The sequence below is a fragment of the Klebsiella sp. 2019SCSN059 genome (assembly GCF_021739525.1).
GTDB lineage: Bacteria > Pseudomonadota > Gammaproteobacteria > Enterobacterales > Enterobacteriaceae > Klebsiella > Klebsiella quasipneumoniae.
Window position 1 is genome coordinate 1 of the sequence record NZ_JAKKOM010000026.1, and the last position, 18787, is coordinate 18787.

Here is an 18787-nt window from a genome sequence, read left to right on the forward strand (position 1 = left end):
GTTCAGTAGAGATCCACGAAAAAGTCATCGGGACGTTTATTGAAAAACACATGTTCTACTAATTGGAAGCATCACCCAATGGCTTCATAACCAGTTTGATTCGTCATTATTTAAAGCAATTGATACTCTTCTAACTGGTAAAAGTTTCAGTGATGCAGCTTTACATGAAGCACAATTGATGGAGCGTCAAATTAGTGTCAGTAGATCAAATGAGCTCAAGATTTCACATCCTCTTTAATAGGCGCGCTGATTAGCACCATTCTAGATATATAATCTAAATGGTGGTCATTCTGGTGGTCTTGACAACCAAGAAATTTTACTTTAGCTTATCAATCAGCCAGTTAATGGCAAAGGCGATCCCAGTCAGAGGAGCCAAATTTAAAAAAGCCTGCTTTCGAGCAGGCTTTTTGCTTTTCTGTCTGTCCGTTTCCTTGCGGACTCATAATCCGCAGCCACCGCCGGGCCGTTTGTCTCGCTCACCCGGGCACTGACGCTCCCCTGCGGGGAACGCCAGCGTTTTCCTCTCTCTTCCCCCGTCGCCGGTTAGCGGAACGGCGGTTCGTTGAAGGTGCGTAGCTTACGCGAGTGCATGTGATCCCCCTCGGCGCGCAGCAGGTCGATGGCCCGAATGCCGATCTGCAGATGCTCAGAGATGGCCCCCTCATAGAAGCGGTTGGCCTGACCGGGGAGCTTGATCTCACCGTGCAGCGGCTTGTCCGAGACGCAGAGCAGCGTGCCGTAGGGGACGCGGAAGCGATAGCCCTGGGCGGCGATGGTCGCGCTCTCCATATCGATAGCCACCGCGCGGCTGAGATTAAAGCGCAGCGCGGAAGCGGAATAGCGCAGCTCCCAGTTACGGTCGTCGGTGGTGACCACCGTCCCGGTACGCAGCCGCTGCTTCACTTCCTCGCCCGGCATCCCGCTCACCTGCTTGGTGGCGTCGTACAGGGCGCGCTGCACTTCGGCAATGCTGGGGATGGGAATATCCGGCGGTAGCACCGCATCCAGTACATGGTCGTCGCGCAGATAGGCGTGGGCCAGCACATAGTCGCCGATGGCCTGGCTTTCACGCAGGCCGCCGCAGTGGCCGATCATCAGCCAGACATCCGGGCGCAGCACCGCCAGGTGGTCGCAGATGGTTTTGGCGTTGGCCGGGCCGACGCCAATGTTAATCAGGGTGATCCCTTTGCCGTCGTGGGTGATCAGATGCCAGGCCGGCATCTGGTGCTTCTTCCACGCCAGATCGGAAATGGCCTGCTCCGGCGCTTCGGTTTCGGCGGTGATCCAGATCCCGCCGGCGCAGGAGAGGGCGATATAGGGGCTGTCAGGATCGAGGATCTGGCTGCAGCCCCAGCTGACAAACTCATCCACGTAGCGGGTATAGTTGGTGAACAGCACATAGGGCTGGAAGTGTTCCGCCGGGGTGCCGGTATAGTGCCGCAGACGCGCCAGCGAAAAATCGACGCGCCGGGCGTCAAAGTGCGACAGCGGATAGAACTCGGTAGGATGGAACAGGCCGTCCGCGGTCTCATCGCCAATCTGCGACAGCTCGGTGGTGGGGAAATAGCGCGTCAGACCGGCGCTCATCGAACGGTCAAGGGTCAGAGTGGAACCGTCTATCACGTAAGGGTAGGGGATTTCATGCTGCGACAGCTCGACGCTAATATGGGCGCCATAGTCCTGATAGAGCAGGGTCAGCTGTTCGAGCAAATAGTGGCGGAACAGTTTCGGGTTGGTGATGGTAGTGGTATAGCACCCGGCATGGGTGAAACGTCCCCAGGCGCGCGTTTTAAGGGCTTTATGATCGGCGCCGCCCCAGGAGACCGACAGCTGCGGATAGACAAAAAGGCCTTCCGCGCGGGCTTCGGTATCAGGGAGCGTATGATGGTCAATATAGTCGCCAATGGCTTTGCGCAACGCCGTGACCGAGGCCTCATAGCGCGCTTCCAGCTCGGCAAGCGCTTGTTCCGGGGTCAGACTGGCGGCCTTGTTATTCATGATTCGCTCCTTGTTTCAGGTCTGCTGACATTCCCGATAGTATGTCACAGCGGGAAAAGGGCGAAGGGGAATTTATCTGTCAGTTGCGAAGATACTCAGATCAATACCGGCACAGGGGCCGGACTCGATTTATTTACCGGCGTTTGCCCAGCGCGCGCTGCTATAATGGCTGGCGTTGCGGATCTTCAATGTCTGCGCCGGATTATTATTCAGACAATAGCGCGCATCGGCCAGCGGTGTGAGTTTATCCCCTTCCCGCAGGCGGAGGCGACAGGCTTCAATCTCAGCGATCATCTCCAGTGCGCCGCTCTGGAGCACGACGCGGCAGGGGCTGGACGGAGAATTATCCTGGACTTTTTTTACCCACCACTCCATCTGTTTTTTTCCTCTCCTGGTGACACATCCGCCGATAATTCATGTTTCTTAAAAATCTGACAATAAGATTATCCCGCTGGTTTATGCAGTGTTTAAAAATAGGCGACCAAACGATGATCTCAGCGGTAGGTTTTTTTTCGCCGGCAGGGAATGATCTGCCGGGTTTAATTTGCCGGAAGCGATGACTATGCTGAAAAGCAGACCGTGAGAAACGTCTGCCAGGAATAGGGCAGAACGCGTCCGGCTACGCGATAAATATCAGAGAGAGCGTTATGAAGCATCTATTACGACACTGGCGAACGTCGGGCGCCGTTATCGGCTCACTGCTGAAAAAAGGGAGCATTGCGCTGCTGGCGCTGCTGGTGGTGTTTCTCGCCGGACGGATCTATGAGTCGCAGCGCGGCCCGGCGCTGCATCGCTGGCATACCTGGCGCGGCAATGAGATGGCGGCCAAAGAGATCGACCAGGCGACCTTTGCCCAATATCTGGCGCGGGAGAAGACCATTTTCGCCAATCTCCAGCGCGAGGTGACGGATGCTTTACCGGAGGAAGATAAAACCCCCGTCAACCGCTTTTATCGCCACAGCCGCGTCTGGCCGGGACAGTTTACGCAGGACTGGAACCGTTCTTTTATACTGTTGCCGCAGGGCAAGCCGCGCGGCAGCGTGGTGCTGCTCCATGGCCTGACCGATTCGCCCTACAGCGTGCGCTATCTGGCGCAACTCTGGCGGCAGCGGGGCTATGTGGCGGTGGCGCCGCGTTTGCCGGGCCACGGCACCGCGCCGGGGGCGTTAACCGCCGTTGACTGGGAGACCTGGCTGGCGGCAACGCGTCTGGCGGTGCGGGAAGCGACGCGTCTGGCCGGGGCGGACGTGCCGCTGCATCTGGTCGGCTACTCTAACGGCGGCGCGCTGGCGCTCAAGTATGCCCTCGATAGCCTGGAGGACAGCCACTTGCGCCAGCCGCAGCAGATTATCCTGCTGTCGCCGATGATCGGCGTGACGGCGTTTGCCCGTTTTGCCGGTCTCGCCGGGCTGCCATCCATCTTCCCGGCGTTTGCCCGCGCGGCCTGGCTGAACGTGGCGCCTGAGTTTAATCCGTTCAAGTACAACTCGTTTCCGGTAAAAGCGGCGAGACAGTCCTGGCTGTTGAGCCAGGCGCTGCAGCAGCAGATTATTCGCGCGTCCCGTCAGGGGGAACTGAAAGCGCTGCCGCCGGTCCTCACCTTTCAGTCGATAATGGATTCCACCGTCAGCACCCGGGCGGTGGTGGAGTCCCTGTATCGCTACCTGCCGGACAACGGCAGCGAGCTGGTGGTGTTCGACATAAACCAGGCGGCGGATCTCCGGGTCCTGTTCCGTCCCGCGCTCTATGCGGCGGTGAATACGCTGTTGCCGCCGGCGCCGCGGGCCTATACCACGACGGTGGTGACCAACGCGACGGCGCACACCCTGCAGACCATCGCCCGTACCACGCTGGCGCAGGAACGGGAAGAGCATCGTTATCCTTTACACCTTGCCTGGCCGGCGGATATGTACTCCCTGTCGCATGTGGCAGTGCCGTTTCCCCTGAGCGACTCGCTGTATGGTCGTGAGCCGGACGAGAAGAACCGCTACGGCATTAGCCTGGGCACCATTTCACTGCGCGGAGAGACCGGGACGCTGAGCGTGGGGCTGGAGACGTTAATGCGCGTCACCTCCAATCCTTTCTTTCCGTGGATGCTGGCCCGCGTCGATGAGCATATCGCCTGCGGCGAGCAGGCGGCGGTGGTGGCCTGCCTGAAGGCGCAGGCCAGCGCGGAGGCGTTAAAAGAGGATCAGGTGCAGGACGGTGCGCAGCAGAATGCCGACGATCGCCGCGGGAGCCACGAAGCGAAACAGGCGGACAAACCGTGAGCTGATGCCGAGGAAAATACCGATTCCGGGCAGATCGAAGGTTTGGATCAGCAGGCCTGCCGAGGCGTTGACCTGGCTGACGGTGACTTTGCCCTGCTGGATCAGCTCGGAAATGACGCCAAAATAAGCGGTGCCCCCGGCGACGCACTTCACCAGCGCCGGCAGGACAAAGTTCTGCGGAATATGCAGCCAGCCGAGCACCGGTTTCAGCAGCTGCTGCAGCAGGTCGATGACGCCAGCGCCCTGCAGCAGTCCGACGATGGTTAACGACAGGATCAGCATCGGCACCGCGCCGAGCGCCAGGCGGATGGCGTCGGAGCCGGCGCTGTTGATCACCGCCAGAATGCCCTGACTGTTCTGCTCGGCGTTGGGCAGCGCTTCCGCGCGAGGGTTCTCGGCGACCGATAGGCGCCGTCCGGTGACGTGCCAGGCGACCGCCGCCGCGCACAGGCCGCCGACCACTGAGATAACGATCGAGGCCAGCCAGTGCAGGCCGAAAGGGGTGAGGGGATAAAAGACGTTGCCTTGCCCCATGGCGAAGACCATGGCCAGGGTGGCGGCCATTTGCCGGTCAGAAACGCCGCGTTTGTCCATAATCGACAGCGTGGCCAGCGGGGCGGCGAAGCTGACAAAGTTAATCTGGATCAGGGCGAAGGCGCTCATTCCGGTTAAGCCGAAGGGCTTCAGCAATGGCGCAACCCAGCGCACAATCACATCGAGGATGCCGCGGACCTCCAGATATTTCATGATAATCAGCATGATCACCATGATCGGCAACAGCGTATACAGCGCGACGTCAACGGACGATTTGCCCGCCGCCATAATGATGCTTATGACATCCATTTACGTTCTTTACCACTCGCAAAGCCATTCGTTCGCGTCATCATAATCCCGTGGGGAAGGAAATGATATCTCAGGATCGCCCCGGGGACCGGCGCCGTGGGGCGCCGGGAGGAGAGGATTACTGGCCGATATTGACCAGCGTGCGGCCATGAATATTGTTGCTGAGGAAATCTGCGGCATACGCTGGCGCCTGCTCCAGCGTGATTTCGGTGGCTGCCTGTTGATAGTAGCTTTCCGGCAGCAGCTGGGCCAGACGCTGCCACACCGCGTCGCGTTCTGCGGTGGGCACCATCACCGAATCCACCCCCTGCAGACGCACATTGCGCAGAATAAACGGCATCACGGTGGTTGGCAGATCGAAGCCCCCGGCCAGACCGCAGGCGGCGACGCAGCCGCGATAGTGCGTTTGCGCCAGCACTTTGGCCAGCATCGTGCCGCCAACGGTATCCACCGCGCCCGCCCACAGCTGTTTCTCCAGCGGGCGGGTCTCTGCAAAGTCGCTGCGCGGCAGGATGGCGTCGGCCCCGAGCTGGCGAAGGTAGTCGTGCGTCGACTCGCGGCCCGATACGGCCGTCACCCGGTAGCCGAGCGCTTTCAGCAGTACCACGGCGGTGCTGCCGACCCCGCCGCTGGCGCCGGTGACCAGGATATCACCGCTTTCCGGGGTGATGCCCGCGCTGACGAGGGCATCAACGCACAGCATCGCGGTGAAGCCGGCGGTGCCGATGATCATCGCCTGGCGCGCGCTGAGCGCCTCCGGCAGGGCAACCAGCCAGTCGCCTTTGACACAGGCCTCGGTGGCCAGACCGCCCCAGTGGTTTTCGCCCACGCCCCAGCCGGTGAGGATCACGGCCTGGCCGGGAACAAAGCGCGGATCGCGGCTTTCACTTACCCGGCCGGCAAAATCAATCCCCGGCACCATCGGGAACTGGCGGATGATTTTGCCTTTGCCGGTGATCGCCAGGGCATCTTTATAGTTGAGACTCGACCAGTCGATGGCGACCCGCACGTCGCCTTCGGTGAGGGCGGGCAGGTCAATCGCTTTGACGTCGGCCACGGTGCGGTTGTCAATCTGGTCCAGAACTAATGCTTTCATGACTGAGTATTCCTCGTCTGAAGGGAGTTATCGGCGCTATCGCCGTCCTGTGCAGGTGTTATTGTCATCATAGTGTGCGCAAAGAAATCCCAGTACTGGTTAAGGGGAGCGGCGGACTGGACCAGCCTGGCGCGCATCACCGCGCCTTCCCAGCCGATCCAGAACACCTGGGCCAGCGCCTCCGGCGAGGTGTCGCTGGCGATCGTCCCGGCAGCCCGCGCCTCGTGCAGGCAGCGGGCCACGCGCGCCTCCCATGCCGCCAGGATGGTCTGCAACCGCTGGGGAAATGCCTCGGGCAACAGGGGAGCTTCCTGCAGCAGGTTGCCTACCAGGCAGCCGCGACGAAACTGGTATTTCTCCATTCCCTGACCGGCATCACGCACGAAGGCCGCCATCCGTTCCAGCGGCGGCACGGCGTCGTCCAGCAGGAATTTATCTAATTTATGCGCAAAGTAGTCGCCATAGGCGGCAAGCACGGCGAGGCCAAAGGCCTCCTTGCTTTTGAAACAGTGGTAAAACGACCCCTTCGGCACGGCGATGTTCTTGATCACCGCATCAATACCCGCTGCGAGATAGCCCGTTTCGGTCAGCACCTCCAGGCCCGAGCGGATCAGCGCCTGTCGCGTGTCGACAAACTGGCGATCGGCCTTTGGCGGTCGGCCGCGGCGGGGCTTCTGGTTGGCGGAGGTAGCGGGATTCATCATTTAGACCGTATGGTTTAATTGTTTGTCAGGGTACCCCCAATCCCGGTGGGGGGCAAGCTATGTATGGCAGAGAAGGGCGGGATTTCGAGGCAGAAGGCGACGCGGATTATCATCAATTATTAATGCGTGGTTCTCCGCGCGGCTGCTGCAGAGAATATCAATCCGCTGAGACTATTCCGCTGACCATATATCTCTCTGGCCGCCACGGAATGATAAGGATGAATGGTAGCGATTATATTGCCGGGCTGGCGATGATTTGCAGACCCTGGCGGATTGACAACTCCGGCATGATAAAACACATTGTCCCCCCTGAAGGGGCGGCGGTTGCCACCTCAGTTTAAATAAAAACGCCGCAAGGCAGGAAAGCCTGTCCTTTATTATCGGCGTCTGGATAAATAACCCGCCGCCGAAACCACACCTGCGAAAAAGGAATAACAGCCTGATGTACAGAATGAATATTGCCGTCAAAGGAGGGGATGAATGTCGCTAATCGCTATTGTGCTGGTCTTTATGATGGCCATCGTGGTGACGGTGTTCATTTCCCATCTTCTGCCCGTTAAAGTGCCGCTGCCGCTGATCCAGATCGCCGCGGGCGCCGCGCTGGCCGCCGGTGGTTTTCAGGTCGATTTCGATCCGCACATCTTTTTGCTGTTGTTTATCCCGCCGCTGCTTTTCCTTGATGGCTGGCGGATCCCGAAAGACGCGTTTTTCCGCGATATGAAGCCGATTCTGTCGCTGGCGATAGGCCTGGTGATGGTCACTATCCTCGGCATTGGCCTGTTTATTCACTGGCTTATTCCGGCGATCACCGTGGCGGCGGGGTTTTCCCTGGCGGCGATTCTGTCACCCACCGATCCGGTGGCGGTATCGGCAATGACCGCCAGCTCGCCGCTGCCTTCCCGGATGGCGCATATCCTCGAAGGGGAATCGCTGTTAAACGATGCTTCGGGCCTCGTCGCTTTTAATTTCGCCATCGCCGCGGTGCTGACCGGCAGCTTCTCCCCGGGAGAGGCGGTGATGAAGTTTTTCCTGATGGCGTTCGGGGGCATCCTCAGTGGGCTCGTGGTGGTGTGGGTCACCGGCAAATGTAATAACTTTCTGGTGCGGCGCACCCGCGAGGAGCCGGCCATCCAGATCCTGATCAGCCTGCTTATCCCCTTCGCCGCCTACCTGCTGGCCGAGGCGTTCCATGTCTCCGGCATTCTTGCTGCCGTCGCCGCCGGCATTGCGATGCACTATGAACAGCTGTCGGGGCCCCGGCTACCCGCGACGCGCATGAAAAGCAGCGCGGTGTGGTCCATGCTGCAGACTACCCTCAACGGGATGATCTTCCTGATGCTGGGCGAGCAGTTGCCCCGCATGCTCAGGACGTTGCCGGCGGTAGCCAGCCAGGCCGGCGTCCCTTCGCCCTGGTATCTGCTGCTGTACGCCGTGGCCATCACTCTCGCGCTCGGTCTGATGCGTTTCGCCTGGGTATGGCTGTCGATGACGCTGACCATTTTTCGCCGCAAACGCCGGGGCAAAGCCATCACCGTCCGTCCGCGATTCAGCATCCTCGCCGTCATGGCGCTGGCGGGGGTCAAAGGCTCCGTGACGCTCGCCGGTATTCTGACGCTGCCGGCGGTGCTGGCGGATGGTTCACCATTCCCGGGCCGCGAACTGCTGATCTTTCTCTCAATGGCGGTGATCCTGATGTCGCTGGTGGTGGCGGCTATCGGTCTGCCGTTTATGACCCGCTATCTTGCCGATGATTTACCCCATGACACCGGCAAAGACGATATTGGCGCCGTCATGACCGAAGTGGCTATCAACCGGTTGAATGCGCTACTCGACGAGCCGGTGGAGGATCCGACTGAGCAGGCCCTGCGGGCTGATGCCGGCAATATGCTGCTGGAAACCTACCAGCGGCGGCTGCACTATAACGACAATGACGAAGGGCAGGACGTCGGGCTGGAGCTGGCTAAGCGCGCCAGGCTGGAGAAATATATGCAAAGAGAGGTCATTATCGCCCAGCGTCAGGAGCTGTTCCGGCTGCGTCGCGCCCACAACATTAGCGATATCACCTTTTATGAGGTGCTGCGAGAGATAGACCTGAAGGAAGAGAGCTTGCGCTAGGGGCGCCATCGCCGGAGGGGGGATCCTTCGCCTTCCGGCAGCGCAGCTGGCGCGGAAAAGCAAAAAGCCTGCTCGAAAGCAGGCTTTTTAAATTTGGCTCCTCTGACTGGACTCGAACCAGTGACATACGGATTAACAGTCCGCCGTTCTACCGACTGAACTACAGAGGAATCGTGTGAACGGGGCGCATATTAACGATGCCACCCGGCCTTGTCAAAGCCTGATTCAAAGAATTGCGTTCGACTGCTGACAATTTCAGCAACCCCCGCGCATGCGCTGTTTTTTTCACCAGATTGCACCGTTGTAGTGCGAATGTACCCCTAATGGGGCATACCACAATCTGCTTACCGGGCAAATAAAAACCGGATTGCTATCACTATCCCTTATAACACCGCCTGTGGCGGGCAACGGCAGCGGAAATGAAAAGCTGGCAAGCAAATTGCAAAACCAGTTTCATCATACTTCCAGCGTTGACGCTGGCGTTCCTTACAGGAGGCAAAATGAACTTAAGACGACTGAAATATTTTGTGAAAATCGTCGATATCGGCAGTCTGACCCAGGCCGCTGAAGTCTTGCACATCGCCCAACCGGCCCTCAGCCAGCAGGTCGCGACCCTGGAAGGTGAAATGGACCAGCAGCTGCTGATACGCACCAAGCGAGGGGTCACGCCAACGGAAGCCGGTAAAATCCTTTATACCCATGCGCGGACCATTCTGCGCCAGTGTGAGCAGGCGCAGCTGGCGGTCAATAACGTCGGCCAGACGCTGCGTGGCCAGGTCTCGATCGGCCTGGCGCCGGGCACAGCGGCCTCCGCCATTACCATGCCGTTGCTGCAGACTGTGCGTAATGAGCTGCCCGAGGTGATGGTCTATCTGCAGGAAAGCAGCGGCACTGCGCTGAATGACAAGCTGCTGGCGGGCCAGCTCGATATGGCGGTGCTGTATGAGCGTTCGCCGGTGGCCGGCATCGTCAGTCAGCCGCTGCTGAAAGAAGACCTCTACCTGGTCGGCACCCGCGACTGCCCGGGGCAGAGCGTGGACCTCACGGCGGTGGCGGAGATGAACCTGTTCCTGCCGCGGGATTACAGCGCGGTACGGGCGCGGGTCACCGAGGCGTTCACCCTGCGTCGTCTGTCGGCGAAAATTATCGGCGAGATCGAATCCATTACCACCCTGACCGCGGCCATCGCCAGCGGCATGGGGGCGACGGTCCTGCCGGAATCCGCTGCCCGCTCCCTGTGCGGCGCGGCGAACGGCTGGATGGCGCGGATTAGCACGCCGTCAATGAGCCTGTCGCTGTCGCTGAACATGTCGGCGCGCGGCGGTTTGTCGCCGCAGGCGCAGGCGGTGAAGGAGATCCTGCTGTCTCTGGTGAGCCGTCCGTCGCTGGAGAACCGCGAACTGCAGCTGGTTAGTTAGGCTATATTCTCTTAAGGAATAAGTTGCTGGTTTTTATTATTTGTTACCCGGGACAACAGACTTTAACAATAGCAGATACGTTAAGTCCATTGGCCCGGAGGAAAGGGTGAACTTCCAGCAACTGAAAATTATCCGTGAGGCGGCCCGTCAGGATTACAACCTGACGGAAGTCGCGAATATGCTCTATACCTCGCAGTCAGGCGTCAGCCGCCATATCCGGGAACTGGAAGAGGAGCTGGGGATTGAGATCTTTATCCGTCGCGGCAAACGCCTGTTAGGCATGACCGAGCCGGGTAAAGCGCTGTTATCCATTGCTGAGCGGATCCTCAATGAAGCCAGCAACGTCCGGCGGCTGGCGGATCTCTTCACTAACGATGCCTCCGGCGTCTTAACCATCGCCACCACCCATACCCAGGCGCGCTACAGCCTGCCCCCGGTGATTAAAGCTTTCCGCGAGCTGTTCTCCGACGTTCGCGTCGAGCTGGTGCAGGGCACCCCGCAGGAAATCGAAGCGCTGCTGCATAACGGCGGAGCGGATATCGGCATCGCCAGCGAGCGTCTGAGCAACGACCCGACGCTGGCGGCTTTCCCCTGGTTCCGCTGGCATCACAGCCTGCTGGTACCCAAAGACCATCCCCTGACCCAGGTGTCTCCTCTGACGCTGGAGGCGATTGCCCGCTGGCCGTTAATCACCTATCGCCAGGGGATCACCGGCCGTTCGCGGATCGATGAGGCCTTCAACCGCAAAGGGCTGATGCCGGATATTGTGCTGAGCGCCCAGGATTCCGATGTGATCAAGACCTACGTCGAGCTGGGGCTGGGCGTCGGGCTGGTTGCCGAGCAGTCCGGGGATGCCCGCGAAGCGGACACCTTTACGCGGCTCGATACCCGCCATCTGTTTGATGCCAATACCGTATGGCTGGGACTGAAGCGGGGTCAGCTGCAGCGTAATTACGTCTGGCGCTTTATCGAATTGTGCAATGCCGGACTGTCGCTGGATGAGATCAAGCGCCAGGCGATGGAGCCGGAAGAGGCCGCTATCGACTATCAGATCTAAGGAAATGCTGGCCAGCGGATCGGGGAGAGGAAATGCCGCTATAATTCACACACGAGAGTCGCGACTGAGGAAGGGAAAATGACGATGCGGCGTGTGACATTACTCTGTTCGGCGCTGATGCTGTTCGCCAGCCACAGCGCGCTGGCCGTCAGCTATCCGCTGCCGCCGGAGGGGAGCCGTCTGGTGGGCAGCGCTTTTACCATTGCCGTGCCGGAGAACAACACTCAACCACTGGAAAGCTTTGCCGCCCAGTACGGCCAAGGGTTGAGCAATATGCTGGAGGCGAACCCCGGCGTCGATGTTTATTTGCCGCACTCCGGTTCGACGCTGACTATTCCGCAGCAGCTGATCCTGCCTGACACCGTGCGTGAGGGGATCGTTATCAACGTCGCCGAGATGCGCCTCTATTATTACCCGCCGCTGGGCAATAGCGTGGAAGTCCTGCCAATCGGCATTGGCCAGGCGGGACGCGAAACGCCGCGTAACTGGGTGACGGCGGTAGAGCGCAAGCAGGAAGGGCCCACCTGGGTACCGACCGCCAATACCCGCCGTGAATATGCGAAAGAGGGCAAAACCCTGCCGGCGATGGTGCCGCCCGGCCCCGATAATCCGATGGGGCTGTATGCGATCTATATCGGCAGGCTGTACGCCATCCACGGCACCAATGCCAACTTTGGCATCGGGCTGCGCGTCAGCCAGGGATGCATCCGCCTGCGCAATGACGACATTAAATTCCTGTTTGATAACGTACCGGTGGGGACGCGCGTCCAGCTGATCGATCAGCCGGTGAAGTACACCGTGGAACCGGATGGCAGCCACTGGCTGGAGGTGCACGAGCCGCTGTCGCGCAACCGGGCGGAATTTGAATCCGACAGAAAAGTCCCCTTGCCGATGACCTCGGCGCTGCGCGAATTTACTCAGGGGCCGGGAGTGAGTCCTTCGCAGGCCGAGCAAACCCTGCAGCGCCGCTCCGGCATGCCGGTGAATATCAGCGCCACAGCGGCGCAGGGGAGTTTGTAGCGGGTCGTTTAGCCTGATTAACGGCTATTGTAAGAAGGCTCTTGTGCTGTCGATGCATTCAACGTTGTTGGGGATAAGGATCGGGAAACCGATCCTTAACTTATCAACAGTGGCGGTGATGGCGTGTTAATGAGGGCGCCAGGAGAGGCTCAGGCGGAGATGATAAAGTCTGCAAATATATCTATGGACTTAATAATGTTACTGAGGATCTTTTTTTTGGCTGCCATTGTCCATGAAAGCGAAGATCCCCGTTATGATAGCCAATATCCAGAATATAATACTGATGAGTGCTGCAGAATCCCTATTGTCAAAACACGCCTGACCACAGTCACTACTACTGACCCCCATCGTCGTTGATAAGCGAATCAGGGGGCTGGGATGTCGTTACTTATTGTTGGCAATCGGGACATGCTGCTGCATCACTTCAACGATCCAGTCAATAAAAACGCGCAGCTTGGCGTTGACATGGCGGTTCGGTGGAAACGCCAGGTACAGAGGCATTGGGCTAATCCGCCATTGTGTAAATAATGGAATCAAAGCGCCAACGGCCTGATGCGCTGCCGCCATATAGTTGGGCAACGCAATCACGCCTAAGCCAGCTAACCCAGCTTCGAGGTAAGCATTGCCATCATCCACGGCAAGGACGTAGTTGCCCGTGATTTCAATACGTTCATTCTCACTGCGCAGTACCAAAGGATCAATCTTACTGGTGCGTGAGGACAAGAATCCCACTATGCAATGGTCAGTATTTTGCAGCTCTCGCGGGTGTGCGGGAGCGCCAAGGCGTTCCACATAACGGGGGGCGACGTAGACGCCGATTGGCAAATCGCCGACATGGCGTGCGATTAGGGACTGGTCGGTGATTTCGCCACCGCGCAGGACGCAATCCACGTTGTCGCCGATCAGATCTACCTTCCGGTCGCTCACGCCCATGTCGAACTGGATATCAGGGTAGCGGGCGTGGAAAGCCGGTAGCGCCGGCACCAGGATGAGGCGGGCTAGCGGACTGGGCACATCCACCCGTAGCCGTCCCCTGGGCGTCATCGCCGCACTGGACAGGCTGTTTTCAGCATCCTCCATGTCCGCCAGCAGGCGGATGACGCGCTCGTAGTAGACCGCGCCATCGGGAGTCACTCCAAGCTTGCGGGTGGTGCGATGGAGCAATTTGACGCGCAGTCGCGCTTCCAGTTGCTGAATGAGTTGCGTCACCGTGGTTTTGCTCATATGCAGCGTTTGGGCAGCCTTCGTGAAGCTCCCTGCCTCCACCACCCGAGCAAAGGCGCGCATCGCATCGAAACGATCCATTTCTTATCCTGTCTTTCATCGATTGTTTGGATATTACAAACAATGAGGGACAAAGTCGCTTGTTTATCCGCCCGATCTTGCCGTTGTACAGTGTCTTTACATTCACCGGGCTGAATTCGCCCCAGCATAAAGGTACAAACATGACAGCACGCGAAGCCGTTTTTCCCCACGGTCGGCAGGCGCTCTATGAGCGCAATCGTTATTCACCGGCCATCAAATCCAATGGTTTCTTGTTTGTTTCTGGGCAGGTGGGTAGCCACGAGGATGGTTCGCCTGAGCACGATCTGAAAGCACAGGTCAGGCTGGCGTTCAAAAATCTTAATGCTGTGCTCGCAGCGGCGGGCTGCACGTTTAGGGACGTGGTTGACGTTACCCTCTTTGTCGTCGATCCTGAGTCAAATCTCGACGCTATCTGGAGTATCCTGCCAGAATATTGGGGAGAAGCGCCTTACCCTACGCTGACCGGGATCGGCGTGACGTGGCTTTATGGATTTAAGTTCGAGATTAAGGTTATTGCCAGGCTACCCTAAGCGTTACGGGTCTTTCCGCCAGTTGGGCAGCCCGCGCTGTCTGCAGCGGTAACTGCCGAATCGGGATCGTCTGCTACCCAGCAGTAGACCCAGTGGTTACCGTCGGATCGAAAGTCTGTAGCCATAAGGTTGGGAGCAGCGGCGCTGCTTTTCACCTGCGGGGATCGCATACGGAACGTTGGACGGTACCAACGGTACGATGCTGCTTATACCCGCTGGCGTGGGGCTCACGGAAAGCAATAAGCCCGCTCAGGTTTCCCTGAGCGGGCTTTTTAAATTTGGCTCCTCTGACTGGACTCGAACCAGTGACATACGGATTAACAGTCCGCCGTTCTACCGACTGAACTACAGAGGAATCGTGTGAACGAGGCGCATACTACTGGCCCGGCATTTTTGTGTCAACACTAAAATTAACCTGCTGATTCAAATGGCTAAATTTAGCTCAACACGTTGTTTTAGTGAACAATGCGCCGCTCGTCTTCGTCCTGCAGGCCATTTTCACGTCTGCGCGCCAGCGGATCCTGGCGGTAAAAATGGCAAAAACGTTGCCACAGGGCCGGGAAGCGGGGCGCGAACAGTTCAGGCGCGCTGAAAAAATATTCCGAAAGGACGGCGAAGCACTCCGCGGGATCGGTGGCGGCATAGGCGTCAATGCTGGCGGCGCTTTCCCCTACCAGATCTATCTCATCCTGAATGTTGTTCATCGCCGCGTGGAGATCGTGCTCCCAGCCGGCGACTTCGCGCAGTGGGATCAGCGGCACCCCGCTGGCCCGATCGCCATTCCGCGCATCAAGCTTATGCGCCACCTCATGCACCACAAGGTTAAAGCCTGACGCATCAAAGGAGTCCTGAATATCCAGCCAGTTCAGCACTACAGGACCCTGCTGCCAGCTTTGCCCCGACTGCACTACCCGCTGGTTGTGGACCAGACCAATATCATCCTCCCATTCATCATCCACGACAAAGGGGGCAGGGTAGATCAGCACTTCGTGAAAACCGTCCAGCCACTCAATCCCCAGCTCAAGTACCGGCAGGCAGAAGAGCATAGCTATCCGCGCCTGGTGCAACGGAGTCAGTTCCAGCCCCTGAAGCGCCACCAGACGTTTTTGCTGTAAGAAACGGGCAGCCATCTGCGTCAGCTTGTGCTGCTCAGCGGGCGAAAGGTGGGCTAAAACCGGAATGGCAAGCGCTTGCTCCCAGGGCATCTCTGCGTTGCCGGACTCATCATCTGCTTTCCAGGGCCATTTAAACATCATATTGCTCGCAAAGTCGTCACTTGAACACGATTACCGAAACGGGAGCTATTAAAATGCCAAAGATCCTGGCATTATAGCAACCACAACAGCGGAGAGATGCCGGAGCGGCTGAACGGACCGGTCTCGAAAACCGGAGTAGGGGCAACTCTACCGGGGGTTCAAATCCCCCTCTCTCCGCCAACTATTCTTTCTCTGACCATTCCCCTTCAATAACACCGTTAGCTTCAGGTATAACGCCTGCGCTGGGGTATCGCCATCATCATCGTCCTGGTTTCAGCGTAAAGACGCGGTAGTGCGCCTTGTCCTTTTGTGGTCTTACCGCCGCAATTTGCCCGAACGAGCTTAAACGCATCATAAAGAGGGAAGGTACGCCTGGAAAGCGGCAATGTTGAAAAGAGTGATCTCAACGGAGCGGGAACAAGAAAAAGCCCGCTGAGCGCGGGCTTTGATGGGGATCAGAACTGGTAAACGAGACCGAGGGCCACGATATCATCGGTCGAGATACCGTTGTTGCGGTAGAAGCGGTCGTCTTCATCCAGCAGGTTGATTTTGTAATCTACATAGGTGGACATATTCTTATTGAAGTAGTAGGTCATGCCGATGTCGACATACTTGACCAGATCCTTGTCGCTATAGCGAGAGTAGTTGTAAAGATCTTTCCCCTTCGATTGCAGATAGGCCACGGATGGACGCAGCGGTAAATTATACTCATCGAACTGGTACTGGGCGACGACTTCAAAGTTCTGCGTCTTGTTGGCAATAGCGCCGTTGCCGTAGAAGGTCATGTTGCGGGTTTCCGCATACATGGCGGCCAGATAGATGTTGTTGGCGTCATATTTTGCGCCGACGGTCCAGGCCTCGGCTTTATCACCGTTAGCGTAAATATGGCTGCTGCGTGCTGCCGCCAGCTGGTTATGGGTACGGTCGGAAGCCGAGTAGGCGGCCCCGAAGCTGATGCCCATATCGAGATCGTAGTAGCTGGAGATACCAAACCCGTCGCCATTTTCCCGCGCCAGTTTACGAGCGCCACCGTTGTTAGTGCCTTCGCCAGAACCGGCGTTTTCATTATTCCCCTGATACTGCAGGGCGAAATGCAGGCCGTCGACGAGGCCGAAGAAATCGCTGTTACGGTAGGTGGCCACCCCGTTGGTGCGGCCGGTCATGTAAACGTCGGTCTGAGTGTAGGTATCGCCGCCGAATTCCGGCAGCATATCAGTCCAGGATTCGATGTCGTACACCACGCCGTGGTTACGGCCATAGTCCAGTGAGCCATAGTCAGCAAACTTCAGACCGGCGAAGGCCAGACGAGTCCATGAATTCGCGCCTTCTCCTTCGCTGGTGTTCGCTTTGACATTGTATTCCCACTGACCGTAGCCGGTTAACTCGGAAGCGATCTGCGTTTCGCCTTTGATGCCTAAGCGAGCATAGGTCTGGTCGCCGTCCTCGCTGGTGTCGTCAGAGAAGTAACGCAGGCCGTCAACTTTCCCATAAAGGTCCAGTTTGTTGGCGTTGTTGTTATAAATTTCTGCAGCATTAACGGCATTGACCATGAGTAATGCCGGTACCATGAGTGCCAGTACTTTTCTTTTCATTATATATTCCCTTTTAATAATAATTTCTGTGAATTATGACAATCCCTCCGGAATGCCTGTCAGATACTAACGACTAAGTTCATTTTTATTTAAAATAAAATATGTAAATAAATAATGTAAGATATTACAAGATATTTCTATGTGGTTCATTATATTAAATTTAAATGAATCTGTTTTAATGATTATTTTGTTGTATAGCAATAAGTTATGTTGCTGTGTTGCGATCGTAGTTAACTGAATGAAATTATTTATATTAATTTACAGCGAGTTGGTCATTCAGTCTTTAAATATAATTTATTAGTCAATGCCGCCGGCGGAGGGATAATTACACTACGCGGCATGACTGGGTGTCGTTAATGTTTAAGCCCGTGGGTAAAGAATAAAAAAAACCACCCCTGTGTATTTCCATTGGCAGAATAAGTGATAAGTGGGTGCAGAAGACAAGGATGAAACTGCTGCCTGTGGCGCAGCATGGCGGTATAATGTGATGAGCGTCACGTTTTTGAGTGGCGGTAGTATGATTTGTCACGGAGAGGAATGAGATGGAAGAGCAGGCAAAACGCAGCCCGGGCGGCAAACTCGCGCTATGGGCGTTGTATGCCTTTTGCGGATATTGTGTCTGGGTCATTGTGCGTTACTGGTGGGTGGTGGGAAAAATTCACAGCGTCCCCGGCGCCAGCGCGGAGGGCGACTTTGGCACCATGGCAGGGAAATGGCTTGGCGCCCTGTTGGGAATGCTGGTGCTCGCCGGCATTGGCGCGATCCTCGGCGCTGTCGTCTGGTATACACGGCCCTCCGGAAGCGGGCGGGATCATCGGTCGTAAAGTTGCTATGCTCGAGGCTGACCTACAGATAAAGGAACGCCTATGAACCTGGTTGACTGGCAGCAGCGATTTGAGCACTGGATACTGACGCACCACGCCCGGGAGGATGCGGCGCACGATCTGTCCCATTTTCGTCGCGTCTGGGCCACCGCCACCCGGCTGGCCGCCGGGGAGGAGGAGGTCGACGGGCTGGTGCTTCTCACGGCCTGCTATTTTCATGACATTGTCAGTCTGCCTAAAAATCATCCGGAGCGAAGCCGCTCCTCGATGATGGCTGCCGAGAAAACCCTGGCTATTTTGCAGTCGTCGTTTGCCGATTTTCCCGCAGACCGGTATGCGGCGGTCAGCCACGCTATTGAGGCGCACAGCTTCAGCGCGGCGATCCCGCCGCGCACGCTGGAGGCGAAAATCGTCCAGGACGCCGACCGTCTCGAGTCTCTGGGGGCGATAGGCCTGGCGCGGGTCTTCGCCGTCGCCGGCGCCCTGAACACCATTCTGTTTGATGCCGACGATCCTTTCGCCGACCGGCGAGCGCTGGATGACAGAAAATATGCCCTCGACCATTTCCAGTGCAAGCTCCTGCGCCTGCCGGAAACCATGCAGACCGCCGGAGGAAGGGCTATGGCGCAGCATAATGCGCGCTTCCTCGTCGAGTTTATGGCCAAGATCAGCGCGGAGCTGAAGGGGGAACCCCTGGCGCTGGATGAGGCGGTTTTACGCCGCTTTGCACCGCAGCCGTCAACCGACCAGTGATTTATG

The 18787-nt window shown here is 57.7% G+C and carries 18 protein-coding genes and 3 tRNA genes; 11 read left to right on the forward strand and 10 right to left on the reverse strand.

What is annotated here, in order from left to right; translation table 11 throughout:
* The coding region (locus L2I46_RS29820; protein ID WP_140410632.1) for an IS1 family transposase at positions 1–62 on the forward strand (62 nt) is incomplete at its 5' end.
* 481 nt (positions 63–543) lie between these two features.
* Here the strand turns inward: L2I46_RS29820 and L2I46_RS21410 are convergent.
* Entirely contained in the window at positions 544–1998 is a 1455-nt protein-coding gene (locus L2I46_RS21410) for an AMP nucleosidase (protein WP_135718862.1), read from the reverse strand.
* Positions 1999–2127: 129 nt separating this feature from the next.
* On the reverse strand, positions 2128–2373 hold the full coding sequence (gene pmrD, locus L2I46_RS21415; RefSeq protein WP_023290305.1) for a signal transduction protein PmrD: 246 nt from the start codon (positions 2371–2373) through the stop codon (positions 2128–2130).
* Positions 2374–2645: 272 nt separating this feature from the next.
* Here pmrD and L2I46_RS21420 point away from each other — a divergent pair, with 272 nt between their 5' ends.
* A complete protein-coding gene (locus L2I46_RS21420) occupies positions 2646–4268 on the forward strand; it encodes an alpha/beta hydrolase (protein ID WP_236948214.1) in 1623 nt (540 codons plus the stop codon).
* Here L2I46_RS21420 and L2I46_RS21425 read toward each other — a convergent pair.
* The 3 genes from L2I46_RS21425 to acuR form a co-directional block, all read right to left on the reverse strand.
* Positions 4179–5111: a nucleoside recognition domain-containing protein gene (locus L2I46_RS21425; RefSeq protein ID WP_048336040.1), complete on the reverse strand. Its 933-nt coding sequence runs from the start codon at positions 5109–5111 to the stop codon at positions 4179–4181. The two genes, L2I46_RS21420 and L2I46_RS21425, sit on opposite strands and share 90 nt — an antisense overlap.
* 118 nt (positions 5112–5229) lie before the next feature.
* A complete protein-coding gene (gene acuI / locus L2I46_RS21430; RefSeq protein ID WP_023290302.1) occupies positions 5230–6207 on the reverse strand; it encodes an acrylyl-CoA reductase (NADPH) in 978 nt (325 codons plus the stop codon).
* A complete protein-coding gene (gene acuR / locus L2I46_RS21435) occupies positions 6204–6908 on the reverse strand; it encodes an acrylate utilization transcriptional regulator AcuR (protein ID WP_032429190.1) in 705 nt (234 codons plus the stop codon). The genes acuI and acuR overlap by 4 nt, the downstream gene beginning before the upstream one ends.
* Before the next feature lie 62 nt (positions 6909–6970).
* On the opposite strand from acuR, the gene L2I46_RS21440 reads away from it, so the two are divergent.
* The gene (locus tag L2I46_RS21440) at positions 6971–7252 is read left to right on the forward strand and encodes a hypothetical protein (protein ID WP_236948215.1); all 282 of its coding nucleotides are present in this window, start codon (positions 6971–6973) and stop codon (positions 7250–7252) included.
* A 139-nt stretch (positions 7253–7391) separates the two neighbouring features.
* A complete protein-coding gene (locus L2I46_RS21445) occupies positions 7392–9026 on the forward strand; it encodes a Na+/H+ antiporter (protein WP_236948216.1) in 1635 nt (544 codons plus the stop codon).
* Between the two features lie 94 nt (positions 9027–9120).
* Here L2I46_RS21445 and L2I46_RS21450 read toward each other — a convergent pair.
* A tRNA-Asn gene (locus L2I46_RS21450) sits at positions 9121–9196 on the reverse strand.
* Positions 9197–9526: 330 nt separating this feature from the next.
* Here L2I46_RS21450 and nac point away from each other — a divergent pair.
* The 3 genes from nac to ldtA all read left to right on the forward strand — a co-directional run bounded on the left by nac (position 9527) and on the right by ldtA (position 12521).
* Positions 9527–10444: a nitrogen assimilation transcriptional regulator NAC gene (gene nac / locus L2I46_RS21455; RefSeq protein WP_004203498.1), complete on the forward strand. Its 918-nt coding sequence runs from the start codon at positions 9527–9529 to the stop codon at positions 10442–10444.
* A gap of 106 nt (positions 10445–10550) precedes the next feature.
* Entirely contained in the window at positions 10551–11501 is a 951-nt protein-coding gene (gene cbl / locus L2I46_RS21460) for an HTH-type transcriptional regulator Cbl (RefSeq protein ID WP_004180456.1), read from the forward strand.
* 78 nt (positions 11502–11579) lie between these two features.
* Positions 11580–12521 carry a L,D-transpeptidase gene (gene ldtA / locus L2I46_RS21465; RefSeq protein WP_023290298.1) on the forward strand — a complete coding sequence of 314 codons (942 nt, stop codon included), beginning with the start codon at positions 11580–11582 and terminating at the stop codon, positions 12519–12521.
* Between the two features lie 384 nt (positions 12522–12905).
* On the opposite strand, the gene L2I46_RS21470 is transcribed toward ldtA, so the two are convergent.
* Entirely contained in the window at positions 12906–13826 is a 921-nt protein-coding gene (locus L2I46_RS21470) for a LysR family transcriptional regulator (protein ID WP_032453414.1), read from the reverse strand.
* Between the two features lie 140 nt (positions 13827–13966).
* Here L2I46_RS21470 and L2I46_RS21475 point away from each other — a divergent pair, with 140 nt between their 5' ends.
* A complete protein-coding gene (locus tag L2I46_RS21475) occupies positions 13967–14356 on the forward strand; it encodes a RidA family protein (protein ID WP_072413409.1) in 390 nt (129 codons plus the stop codon).
* Between the two features lie 279 nt (positions 14357–14635).
* Here the strand turns inward: L2I46_RS21475 and L2I46_RS21480 are convergent.
* Positions 14636–14711 (reverse strand) — tRNA-Asn (locus L2I46_RS21480).
* A 100-nt stretch (positions 14712–14811) separates the two neighbouring features.
* Positions 14812–15612 carry a DgsA anti-repressor MtfA gene (mtfA, locus tag L2I46_RS21485; RefSeq protein WP_072096628.1) on the reverse strand — a complete coding sequence of 267 codons (801 nt, stop codon included), beginning with the start codon at positions 15610–15612 and terminating at the stop codon, positions 14812–14814.
* A 90-nt stretch (positions 15613–15702) separates the two neighbouring features.
* Between mtfA and L2I46_RS21490 the strand changes: the two genes are divergently transcribed.
* Positions 15703–15792: transfer RNA gene (locus tag L2I46_RS21490), tRNA-Ser, on the forward strand.
* 275 nt (positions 15793–16067) lie between these two features.
* On the opposite strand, the gene ompC is transcribed toward L2I46_RS21490, so the two are convergent.
* A complete protein-coding gene (ompC, locus tag L2I46_RS21495) occupies positions 16068–17204 on the reverse strand; it encodes a porin OmpC (protein ID WP_236948217.1) in 1137 nt (378 codons plus the stop codon).
* Positions 17205–17746: 542 nt separating this feature from the next.
* Here ompC and drpB point away from each other — a divergent pair.
* Both drpB and L2I46_RS21505 read left to right on the forward strand, forming a co-directional pair.
* Positions 17747–18028, forward strand: coding sequence for a cell division protein DrpB (gene drpB, locus L2I46_RS21500; protein WP_023290293.1), 282 nt, complete (start codon positions 17747–17749; stop codon positions 18026–18028).
* Positions 18029–18070: 42 nt separating this feature from the next.
* A complete protein-coding gene (locus L2I46_RS21505) occupies positions 18071–18781 on the forward strand; it encodes a phosphohydrolase (protein WP_023290292.1) in 711 nt (236 codons plus the stop codon).
* Positions 18782–18787 lie beyond the last annotated feature (6 nt).